This is a genomic window from Spirosoma soli, from assembly GCF_042684525.1.
Taxonomy (GTDB): Bacteria; Bacteroidota; Bacteroidia; order Cytophagales; family Spirosomataceae; genus Spirosoma; species Spirosoma soli.
The window spans coordinates 1-1,384 of record NZ_JBHULN010000048.1; the positions used below are offsets into that span (position 1 = coordinate 1).

The window sequence follows — 1,384 nt, forward strand, 5'->3', positions numbered from 1 at the left end:
ACGTATGCTGCTGATTTCTGTGTACAGTAAATCAGTAAGCTTATGTATATTAGCGTATTACAACGAAATAAGAAAAATAGAAAGTCGATTCCCTTCAAACGAAAGGTCGTCGAAGTGTTTCGAGCTGAAATCGCCCAAGCGTCCGACATTGCTCGCTACCTACACATTAATCAGACCGAATTGAGACGGCTGAACCGATGGTATTTCAAGCACCGACTAGCCCCTTATCTGTATCCTTTTCGCTGTTACAAAGCCATGAAGAAGCACAACCAAGCTGCTTATGTCAAAGCCCTAGAACGGCGCCTAGCAGCCACTGAAGAAGAGAACAAACTGCTTAAGCTCAAAGCGGAAGCTTTTGAAACGGCCATCCAAATTGCCCAAGAGCAGTTTCAGATACCAATCTTAAAAAAGTCTGGTACCAAACCGTCAACCAACTGACTCGTCGCTATCCCCTGGTGGGCATGGAGCAGTTATGCGGACTGTTTGGGTTGACACGACAAGCCTGGTATGCGGCTAGCAGGCGTCAGGAAAAGAAGGGCTTTCAGGCAGCGCTTGTTCTGGCTGAAGTCAAGCGGTTACGTAAGCAGGTTCCCGGCTTAGGCACCACTAAGCTCTATGAGTTGATGCATGAGTTCCTAGTTTCTCATCAAATCAAGCTAGGGCGCGATAAGTTACACAACTTACTAAAGGTCAATGGCTTACTCTTAACAAAGAAGCGATCAAGAGTCAAAACGACCGACTCTCGGCATGACTTGGAGAAGTATCCTAATCACGTCAAAGATCTCAAGCCGGTGCGGCCTAACCAGCTCTGGGTAAGTGATCTAAGCTATCTTCGAGTAGGCATCGGCTTTGCTTACTTGTCGGTTATTCTGGATGCCTACTCTCGAAAAATTGTTGGGTGGTCCTTTCATAAAACACTGGAAGCAAAAGGCCCAATAGCAGCCCTGGAAATGGCATTGACTGGTTGCCGTGTCTCAACTAAATCGCTTATTCATCACTCTGACCGAGGTGTGCAATACTGTTCTGGAGCCTACGTAGATCGACTACACCAAGCTCAAGTCACCATCAGTATGACCGAGTCCGGCGATCCCAACGAGAACGCTATGGCCGAGCGGATTTTTCGAACTTTAAAGGAGGAATTCAAACTAAGTGGTTTTGTTAGCTTTGCTGTTGCTCATGCCGCCGTGGAAGAAGCCATTGATGCTTATAATAAGTTACGACCACATGCTTCCCTGGGCTACCAGACACCTGATCATGCTCATCGACAACAAGGTTTTCACAAGTTAAGATGGTATCCTTATAAAAGAGTGCGGTACGGAAATGTGCAATATAAGGTTGAAAGTCAGCTTTGTTCCCCTTTGTAAACCTATATCAGTAGCATACG

General features: G+C 46.2%; 2 protein-coding genes. Both read left to right on the top strand.

The window, feature by feature from the left end:
* Positions 1–42 precede the first annotated feature (42 nt).
* The gene (locus tag ACFSUS_RS29000; protein WP_381528782.1) at positions 43–438 is read left to right on the top strand and encodes a hypothetical protein; all 396 of its coding nucleotides are present in this window, start codon (positions 43–45) and stop codon (positions 436–438) included.
* A 23-nt stretch (positions 439–461) separates the two neighbouring features.
* Positions 462–1,364, top strand: coding sequence for an IS3 family transposase (locus ACFSUS_RS29005; RefSeq protein WP_381528785.1), 903 nt, complete (start codon positions 462–464; stop codon positions 1,362–1,364).
* Positions 1,365–1,384: the final 20 nt, after the last annotated feature.

Excerpts from the sequence above, each read along its gene's own strand:
- ACFSUS_RS29000 (WP_381528782.1), top strand. The coding sequence starts at position 43 with ATGTATATTAGCGTATTACAACGAAATAAGAAAAATAGAAAGTCGATT.
- ACFSUS_RS29005 (WP_381528785.1), top strand. The coding sequence starts at position 462 with ATGGAGCAGTTATGCGGACTGTTTGGGTTGACACGACAAGCCTGGTAT.